Source organism: Candidatus Poribacteria bacterium (genome assembly GCA_021295755.1).
Taxonomy (GTDB): domain Bacteria; phylum Poribacteria; class WGA-4E; order WGA-4E; family PCPOR2b; genus PCPOR2b.
In genome coordinates this window covers 5,882-15,307 of record JAGWBT010000142.1, presented here as the reverse complement: position 1 = coordinate 15,307, position 9,426 = coordinate 5,882, and the positions used below count along the sequence as shown (strand labels likewise).

General features: G+C 49.1%; 10 protein-coding genes and 1 tRNA gene. 3 read left to right on the top strand and 8 right to left on the bottom strand.

The genetic code is table 11. The features are described 5' to 3' along the window. Both J4G02_18430 and J4G02_18425 read right to left on the bottom strand, forming a co-directional pair. A partial coding sequence (locus J4G02_18430) for a sulfatase-like hydrolase/transferase (GenBank protein MCE2396512.1) occupies positions 1–1,037 on the bottom strand: 1,037 nt, incomplete at its 3' end. A gap of 24 nt (positions 1,038–1,061) precedes the next feature. Next, complete coding sequence (locus J4G02_18425; protein ID MCE2396511.1) at positions 1,062–2,012, bottom strand: aldo/keto reductase; 951 nt, start codon at positions 2,010–2,012, stop codon at positions 1,062–1,064. 143 nt (positions 2,013–2,155) lie between these two features. On the opposite strand from J4G02_18425, the gene J4G02_18420 reads away from it, so the two are divergent. Then, positions 2,156–3,316 carry a mandelate racemase/muconate lactonizing enzyme family protein gene (locus J4G02_18420; protein ID MCE2396510.1) on the top strand — a complete coding sequence of 387 codons (1,161 nt, stop codon included), beginning with the start codon at positions 2,156–2,158 and terminating at the stop codon, positions 3,314–3,316. Positions 3,317–3,409: 93 nt separating this feature from the next. Here the strand turns inward: J4G02_18420 and J4G02_18415 are convergent, their stop codons facing one another. Next, positions 3,410–3,829 (bottom strand): hypothetical protein, encoded by a 420-nt coding sequence (locus tag J4G02_18415; protein ID MCE2396509.1) that lies wholly within the window; start codon positions 3,827–3,829, stop codon positions 3,410–3,412. A 198-nt stretch (positions 3,830–4,027) separates the two neighbouring features. After that, entirely contained in the window at positions 4,028–5,098 is a 1,071-nt protein-coding gene (locus tag J4G02_18410) for a Gfo/Idh/MocA family oxidoreductase (protein MCE2396508.1), read from the bottom strand. Positions 5,099–5,406: 308 nt separating this feature from the next. On the opposite strand from J4G02_18410, the gene J4G02_18405 reads away from it, so the two are divergent. Further along, the gene (locus J4G02_18405) at positions 5,407–5,871 is read left to right on the top strand and encodes a hypothetical protein (protein MCE2396507.1); all 465 of its coding nucleotides are present in this window, start codon (positions 5,407–5,409) and stop codon (positions 5,869–5,871) included. Positions 5,872–5,895: 24 nt separating this feature from the next. Here the strand turns inward: J4G02_18405 and J4G02_18400 are convergent. The 4 genes from J4G02_18400 to J4G02_18385 form a co-directional block, all read right to left on the bottom strand. After that, positions 5,896–5,968, bottom strand: a tRNA-Ala gene (locus J4G02_18400). A gap of 70 nt (positions 5,969–6,038) precedes the next feature. Beyond that, positions 6,039–6,842: an ABC-2 family transporter protein gene (locus J4G02_18395; GenBank protein MCE2396506.1), complete on the bottom strand. Its 804-nt coding sequence runs from the start codon at positions 6,840–6,842 to the stop codon at positions 6,039–6,041. A gap of 114 nt (positions 6,843–6,956) precedes the next feature. Then, the gene (locus J4G02_18390; protein MCE2396505.1) at positions 6,957–7,757 is read right to left on the bottom strand and encodes an ABC-2 family transporter protein; all 801 of its coding nucleotides are present in this window, start codon (positions 7,755–7,757) and stop codon (positions 6,957–6,959) included. A 16-nt stretch (positions 7,758–7,773) separates the two neighbouring features. Continuing rightward, positions 7,774–8,757 (bottom strand): ATP-binding cassette domain-containing protein, encoded by a 984-nt coding sequence (locus tag J4G02_18385; GenBank protein ID MCE2396504.1) that lies wholly within the window; start codon positions 8,755–8,757, stop codon positions 7,774–7,776. 430 nt (positions 8,758–9,187) lie between these two features. On the opposite strand from J4G02_18385, the gene J4G02_18380 reads away from it, so the two are divergent. After that, on the top strand, positions 9,188–9,426 hold a 239-nt coding region (locus J4G02_18380; GenBank protein MCE2396503.1), incomplete at its 3' end, for a hypothetical protein.

Here is a 9,426-nt window from a genome sequence, read left to right as displayed (position 1 = left end):
GGCATCACATCCGCCCAACCGACCAGCCGGTCATCGACGCGGTTGTAACCCACCCGTTCATCCCCAGCGACGCCGAGCAGGATCATCGGGATATTCGCGGAGTATTCGTAGAAAAGCCGCTTCGCCCACATACCATGGTTGCCCAGCATATCGCCGTGATCGGACGTAAAGCAGATAATCGTATTGTCGAGTTCACCCTCTTCACGCAACGTTCCGAGAAGGACGCGCAATTGATGGTCAATATGGGTGCAGAGCGCATAGAACGCACGACGAGCGGCGATAATCTGGTGCGATGTGAACTTCGCCCCTCGTGCAACATTGGCTTGCAGGCTTAGGGACAAATCTTCTGAGGAAGTTGACCAGCTGCCGCAATACGGTCCATCAATCGGAATATCGCGGTACAGATCCAGATATGTCTGCAACGGAACGATCGGGGGGTGGGGGTGTCGGTAGGAAATGAACCAGAAAGCGGACCGATTCGGATCACGACGTTTGACGATTCGCGCCATCTGACTCGTCGCCCAGTTGGTCGCATGGGTCTCCTCTGGAAGGTGCCATGGGCGGTTGACATACTCGTTGTTGCCCATCCCGTGATCAAAGTGTCGTCCTGCATATCCTTGATCGCCGAGAAAAAGCTCGTAATCATCTAACACCCCGTATTGGACACGACCCTCCTCGTCCAAAATTACATCGTCGAAGCCGATGCGGTCGCGTTGCGGGTAGACGTGCAATTTCCCAACAGCATAGGCTTGATACCCTGCATCCCGAAAGGTCTGTGCCATCGTCGGGATTGCGGGCATGGTCAGTTTATCTTTGAACACCCGATCCCCGTGGGTGCGGGGTGTAGTCCCCGTCATGAGTGTCCGACGGGCTGGAATGCAGACCGGGCACTCGGCATAGGCATTACTGAAACGAACCCCGCTACGGCAGAGTTCATCAAGGGTCGGAGTTTGGATATCTGGATGTCCCGCAGCCCCTAACAAAGCAGCGGGCCAATGATCGGTGCTTATTAAAAGTACATTTGGTTTGGTAGACATAGATTATTCCTTCCTACACATCGTTCACAGGTCAATGTCATCGACTTCCAGATTCAACCAACGCATCTCATCGGGAGACAGTTGGATCGCCAACGCCGCAAGACATGAAGATAACTCCTCGTGAGTTAAGGGACCAACGAGCGGGAACGTTGGAAAAGGTTGATGCAGAACAAACGCAAGCGAAATCTGTATCGCCGTACACCCTTTTTTCTTCCCAAGTATTTGTGCCCGTCTGAGTCGCTCAAAATTGGTATCGTTATAATACACCCGCACCATATCCTGATTTTCCCGTTTTTCAGGGGCAAAACGTCCACTGAAGAACCCACGTGCCTGCGAGGACCACGGCAGCAGCGGAAATTGTGTTTCATGATGCCAGTCCCACGCCGATTCCGATACGGACACAACACCCTTCCACATCGGTTCCATCGGCACAGCCAAACTGATATTGTTGCTGCTGACCACGAACCCCTGCAACCCATGTTCCGCGGCGTATTCATTCGCTTCTTGGAGGCGTTCAAGCTCCCAATTCGACGCTCCGATCGCTCGAAGGTTGCCCGCACGAATCTCCTGATTCAGGTGCTCGATGATTGTACCAGCGGGAATGACTGGATCATCTCGATGCAGTAGAAACAGGTCGATATAATCGGTCTGTAGACGGAGGAGGCTTTCATGGATGTCATGCGCAAGTTCCTCTGGACTCAAGCGTGGACGCGGCACAGCGGAATGTGGATGTCCACCTTTGTCAACCAAAAACACCTCGGATCGGTTTTTCCGATTTTTCATCCACATGCCGAGCAACCGCTCGCTATCGCCGCCACCGTAGCTATGCGCGGAATCAAGTGCATTGCCGCCTGCTGAAAAAAATGCGTCTAGCATTGAATAACTATGTTCCATCGTATCGGGTGTGAATAGCATACACCCAAGCACAAGCTGTGAAATCTCTTTCTCTATCCCTGGGATTGTTCCGTAATTCATTGAATCTCCTCTCAATAGGTGTGTTAGATATATGATAGCAAAAAAAGAACAAAAGGTCTATGCCAGCCACAATTTTTGCCCCACCAACGAAAACTATGCTACAATACATATTGGATTTTTAACCTTTTGGGAGGATTTCGACAATGAAGATTAATACCCTTGAAATGCTTACGCTTCACATCCCGTTCTACACCGATTATGTCACCCAACACATAGAGATATATCGCGTTGAGTTGGATAACGGCGTTATCGGTTATGGCGAAAATATGGGGGACGAGTCCGGCAACTTCGATCGGGTCATCGGACAAAACCCGTTTGCAATCATGCAGGACGACAGCATCGGTTTCGGGATTCAGATGTCCCTGTTTGATGCCGTCGGTAAATCGGTCGGTGTGCCAGTCTACCAATTGTTGGGCGCAAAGGTTCGGGACCGCTGCCCAATTTCGTGGTGGGATATTGATATGCCGCCGGAGGACTGGGTGAAAGAAGCGGAGGAATCCATAAAACGTGGCTACACATCAATTAAGCTAAAAGCTCGTCCGTGGCGGGACATCTTCAAGCAGGTGGACGCTGTTGGAAAGGTTGTCCCAGAAGGTTACAAATTGGATATCGATTTCAACGGTTTTCTTCGAACAGCAGAGGGCGCACAGCCTGTTTTGCAGGAGTTGGATAAACACCCCAACGTCGCATACTACGAAAGCCCATACTACCTCGGCACAGACGTCGAAGGGGCCGGACGTCTACAAGAAGCGGTAGAAAAACGGATTGTCGAACACTTTAACGAACCGTGCTTGCACGCCCGCTGCTGTGGCGGATTTGTCGTCGGGGGTGGAGCAACGGGGACGCGGAGGATCAATGCGTTGTGTGCTTCGTTTGATAAACCGTTCTGGTTGCAGATGGTCGGAACGGGTATTACAACCGCCTACGCCATGCACATCGGCGCGGTCCTATCACACGCACAACTGCCGGCAATCACCTGCTTTGAGTTGTGGGAACACGATCTTTTAGAGCAACGATTGGAGGTAGTGGACGGAACGATTGCTCCACCAGAGGCACCGGGGCTGGGTATCGAAGTTGACGAGTACGCGCTGGAACGCTATCGCGTTGAACAGGGAACACCTTCACCCACAGCCCTCTATAAGCAGAGGGAGCGAACCTGTCGTGTGCATATTCCTGACAGTAAAGGTGGTGAGGTTGTCCACGATTTTACTGGCGAGGATGTCTATTATCCTGCTTTTAGCGAAGGAGAGTATCCGGGGTTTGTGCGTGGTGTTTGGATGGAAGTGATTGAAGGGACAGGATAAATATAGATGTTTAGGTGGAGGGTGCTAGGGGCAGTAATCATCGTTGCTCCTAGCACCTTGTCACTACACCAATAGCGTGCTGACACTACAAATCTAAAGCATATCGAGTTGAGCAGCAATCTCGGTCAATCTGCTTTCCATTTGACCCGCAGCCACTTCAAGTTTCTCCTGGTCGATCTTCAGCCGTCGAATCCTATCATCTTGGTGAGACAAAATGCAAAACTGGTAGTTTTTCCGCACATCAAAGCCCGCTTGTTTAATATTCTCTTTCACAGTGCCTTCCGGGTAATACCACCGTTGCCCTCGAGTCTGGCTCAAGTTCATATGACAATGCCCCTCGTCACCACCAAAACAGTCGAACCGCAAAACCTCGTCATCATAGAAATATAAAGAGGCTGCAGGCCCATGACCCCCTCGGTCAGACCTCCAATACACTTCTAATCTAACATCGTCCTGTACCGGGTACTCGGCCCAGTCGAACCTTTCTTGGTTATTTGCTACCTTAGTTGCCATCTGCTCCTCCAGCTATAATGGATGTAGGCTTAACGTCCAGACCTATTAGGAAAATCCTCGACCACTCAGCCTTCAATCGGATTTCCCCAAGACTCTGCCTTACAGTCTAGCATTAACGGGAAATAATGTCAAGATTAAGATTTTATTCATCCATTTTCAGGAATGCCTAAAATCTTTTTCCCGTTTTTCACAGGTTCCCTACGGTTGCTCAACCTCAACACGACGACCCGTCTGACTCGATTCCAGAGCCGCATCGATTATGCGAGCGACTTGGAGCGCATCACGTCCCGACGCAGGCGGTGCACCTTCACCTTGCCCTGCACGAATAAAGTCACGGATGAATGCCTCTCCAGCAATGCCGCCATACGCCGGAGATTGACCCAAAGTATAGTCAAATTCACGCTGAGGTGCAGACGCCCAAGAACCCTGAGTTGTTTCAACGCTCATATGTTCCGCAACGCCTGGGGAACCCCAGTGAATCCGACCACTCTGACCATTAACACCCACATAGGTATCGTAGCTGGGCTGGTTGGGATATTTCGATCCACTCAACGCAAGGGTATATCCCGCATGCAAAGAACCAACCGCTCCCGAACGCAGACGAAAAGAGAGCGTAGCAATATCCTCAACGTCGATATTCTCGCCGCTGCGTGTTGCGACCTCGGCGGACACCGACACGATCTCGTCGTGAGTGACGTAGCGTAACATGTCGATATAGTGACAACCCAACCACGCCAAGATTCCACTCCCGGCGTATTCGTGGCGAAATAGCCAGCCATCAGGGTTACGGTATTGTACCTGCGTCGTTAGCATCCGCATCTCAATCGACATCAGCGGTCCCAACAAGCCCTGTCCTATAAGATCCCGTGCTTCACGAATCATCGGATTGTACCGATTCTGATAGCAGACACCCAACTGCATCCCTGCGCGCTCCGCCGCATCGACAACTCGTTGTACATCTAGAGCGGTTCTGCCGACCGGCTTCTCTGCCATTAGGTGTTTGCCGGATTCTAATATCCGTATAAAAACATCGGGCTTCAAGTCCGTTCTCATAGTGGCAATAGCAAAGAAGACATCGTCCCGCGCCAGAATTTCATCCAAATCGGTGGTGATGCTTTCCACCTTATCTTCTCCCGATTGTTGGAGGGATTCTAGGGCAGCTTGGTCTTCTCCCCAAATAAAAATGCCATCGACCTCCGGCAATTCCTGTAATGTGCCTAAGTGCCCTTCAAAATGGGCATTTCCTGGGCTTAACAGCAACGCTTTCATTTGCTTCTTTCCTTTCATTTAGCAGAGTTACTCAGAAAAATATTATCCCATAGAAATTGACAAAGAGATTGGTATCAGATTTGATAGTTTATCTTTGGCGCAATATTGTAGATGCAGCGACAACATAATAACATCTTTTCACAAAATTGGGCAGATCAATTATTGATAAATCTTTGAGAAGCAGCATCAACCCGCTAACAGGTCTCCATCGTTTGACAGGTTAAGGGCATTGTGGTATTCTTTTGCAATACTGAAGACAGTTGGCTACAATTCGCCAAAAACAGGAAACGTCTGCTAAGAGGTGAAACATGCTTAAATTCTATATCAACCTTGCACTCGCCCTTTTGATATTCGCCACATTTTTCGGCTTCGTGACATGGGCACAAAAGACGGAGGATGGCACTAGGAAGGAAGGGGTGACGCTAGAAGCACTCGGGGTGACAGCGGAACAGAAGGAGCGGATCAAAGCCCTATGGGAATTCAAACGTCAAACCCACCGCCAAGCAATCGAAAATCTGAAGCCCCTGAACCGGCTTGCTAAAGATAAGATGACATCAGATGAAGAGGTCCGGGAGATTTTGAAAAAATTTCACCAGCAACGCTTAGCACAGGAACAGAAGGTTAAGATCGCTGAAGAGAATCTCCTCAAGTCTCTGCCTCCGCGTGCACAGCTGCATCTGACCATCCTCGGTGTGCTACACAACGGTTTACCGCCCCGCTTCAGCACTGCTCCAAAGAGAGAAGACAACACACCAAAACCGAGCGACAGGTAGGTAGATCTGTGGGCACAAAAAAGGTGGAGCATATCGGACTTGAACCGATGACTTCTTGCATGCCATGCAAGCGCTCTCCCAACTGAGCTAATGCCCCACTTGAATGTTTTTATTTTAACATACCAACCGGCGAAGCGCAAGGAAAAATCAACCTTGCCCCAAAATCCTCAGGAACCTGTGCTGTGATAACGTCGTAGCCCGCTGCACCAGAACAGATAGCTAACACAAAGCATCACCAACGCGACGACCGGTGCTGCGAATTGAAAGAGTTCAGGCATACCGAGAAAATCGCCCTTCTGAAGAAGACGTTGCGCGGGATAATACGTCACGAAAGCGACGGGGAGAACAAACGTCAAAAGTAGCCGTACGGCAAGCGGATAGATGGAGATTGGAAAAGCCGTCGCTTCTTTGGTCGCGCTAATGAGCAGATCCGTCAATTTGCCCGATTTTGTCGTCCATAGCGCAATGGTCGCACTAATGAGCATGAGTGTGAACATAATCAGTGTGCCACTCAAAATCGTTGTGAGAGTGAACAGCGCGACGTCCAGCGTCCAGCGAATCCCGCTCAAATGGAACGCAACGACAAAGATTACAACACTTGTCAACGCCCGCGAAACGTGAATTAATTCTATACGGCTTGCAAGGATGTAGAATAGTGGTGGCACAGGTCTAATTAACACACCGTCCAACTCCCCGCGAATGATGTATCGATCAAAATCGTCTAATTGGCTCCCCAGTATCCGCATGAATGAATGCGCCAAGTTTCCTAAGCCGTACAGAAATACCACCTCTGCCCACGTCCAGCCATTAACAGTGCGAAACTTGGCGAGCAGCGCCGCTAACAAGCCAAGCAAGCAGACTTCACTGATAACAATACCGAAACACATGAGACCGAACGAGAGTCGGTATTGCAGCCGAGAACGTACATACGCTCCAGCGAGAAGAAAGTAGAGTTTGAAGTAGCGTCGCATAACCGAGAACTTTTTGTTCCTTCCCTTCCCGTCAAATGTAGGGGCAGGTCTTGTGCCTGCCCAAAGGACAACCACGAGGATTAGTCCTACCACGCATTTTCAGAAACGTCTATTCTATCCGCCCTGAATCACCAGTTTACGGAAAGCTGCCCGGTATGCCAACCGTCCAATCCCCACCAACACAGCTACCCAAGTCAATTGTATTAAGAGCGCCGTGACCAGACTCTCCCCTATTAATTGGCCGGTGTAAATGGCGGTTGGAAAATAGATAATTGCACGAAACGGCAAGACCGCTGCAACCTTGGCTAGGAAATCAGGATAAAACTCCAAAGGCAAAAAGTAACCGGAAAACAACATAGCCAACCCCCATATAACGAAGGCATAGAGACCACGGATCTCGACAAGCCAGAAGGCAAAAATACCAATTATAAATTCTATACTGAACAGAATGACATACCCTAAAACCACGCTCATGATAAAGAGGAATACTGTCAAAAGCGATGGTGGTAGCGATAGCCCAAACGCACCGTAAAACAGCAAGAATTTTGGGAGCATATTGAATAGTGCCGTATGGCTTGAAGTCCCCGCAGCCGTCGCAAGCGTCATCAATTGAAAATCGATCGGCTTCATTAAATCGGTGACCACCTCGCCCGTGCGTACCTTCTCTTCGATAATACGCGCGATCCGTAGTGTAAACGTGAAGGTCAATAGGGTCTGCGAGACGACGATGTATGTCAGAATCCTATTCAGGTCGTACCCTTCCACCGATGTCCGTCCTGTGTATAGCGCCTTCCATAGATAGACATAGACCAGCATGAACAGCACGTTGATAAACAGTTCCATCCATAGCTCAAATCGATATGTCAGCGTCCGCTGAAAGGCTTTCACCGTAAATGTGAGATATTTCTTCATCATATATGATCCGCGGGTATTAATGCACCCCCAACTCATAGATGCGTCGAACAATCTCCTCAATCTCCGGTTCCGATATCGTCAAATCTTGAATCTCATAACGCCCCGTCAATTGTGCAATGACCTCAGAAGCGGAAATGGTATCGCGATCAAATGCAAGCCAGATACGATTGCCATCGCGACGGGTCAGATCCACCCCCTCAAGTTGAATATCGGAATACGCCTGTGCGAGATCAACAATGAGTATCCGGGTTTTGCCGTAACGTTCTTTCAAAGCATCAATCCCACCGTCATAGATGATTTTGCCGCTGTCAATGATAATCAATCGCTGGCAAACCTTCTCGACATCGTTGAGGTCATGCGTCGTCAGGATAACCGTGACTTGACGTTCCGCGTTAACCTGTTTTAGAAACTGACGAACCTGCTCTTTGGCAACGACATCCAAGCCGATGGTCGGCTCATCTAAGTACAGGATCTCCGGGTTATGTAACAGTGCAGCGGTTAGATCACACCGCATCCGCTGTCCAAGGCTCAATCTTCGCACCGGCGTAGACAGAAATGGCCGCAACTGCAACAGTTCACTGAAAAATTCGAGGTTCTGCTTGTACAGGTTATGCGGGATTTCGTAGATATGCTTGAGCAATTCAAATGAGTCAATAACGGGTAGATCCCACCAGAGTTGGGTTCGTTGTCCAAACACCACACCGATCCGGCGCGTATTTTCCTTTCGGTGACGATACGGCGTCAACCCCATCACATCAATATGTCCCGAAGTTGGCACAAGAATCCCTGTCAGCATCTTGATGGTTGTCGATTTCCCCGCCCCGTTGGCACCGATGTAGCCCACCAACTCTCCACGCTCAAGGGAGAAGTTTACATTATCAACCGCTTTGATAATATCGTGCTTGCGCGAAACCGTGCTGCTGAGACTTCCCCAAAACCCGGTGCGGCGTTTATGGACTTTGAAATGTTTGCTCAGATGTTCGACTGCGATAATTGGCATTTTTGTCAGTGGCAGGTTATCAGAAGGTTAATTTGTAGAAAGATAGAATTATTTGCATTAAGAGAGGATTACAGTATAACATAATATCATATCAACAAAGTCATCCTTTCATTGTTCGCAGCACTGGCATTCTTTGGAGTGGTAGGCTTATAAGATTGCTCTCCCGCCAAATTAAGCGCTACAACTATCAAGAACACTATTAACCAATGGTGCTAGTTTGCAGCTGTTAATAACGTGATGCGTGAAAATCATTAGTTCACCGGTTCATTTAGCCCCAGAGGGGCGACATGTCTATAGTACACGGATAAACAAATATCCTAAAGCCCCAGAGGGGCGACATGTGTATCCGAAGGGGGGAACGTAAGAAGAATGAATGAACCAATCGACTAATGACCAATGAACTCCCCGATAAATCGGAATACAAAGCGATTTGAACAATGTGGAAACGGTTTTCTCACTAACTAGCACCAACGGTTATTATATGATGCAATTCACCGACACGCTCATTGAGTCTTATGAAAAACATGCTCATCAAAGGGAGTCTAGCACTACCGATGAATTTAAAAAACGAGAACGGTCAGAGTTTCTAAAACTCTTAAAGGCTGAACGACGAAAGACCATCCTTGAAATTGGCTGCGGTCCTGGTCGAGATGCCCAGTTCTTTCAAAG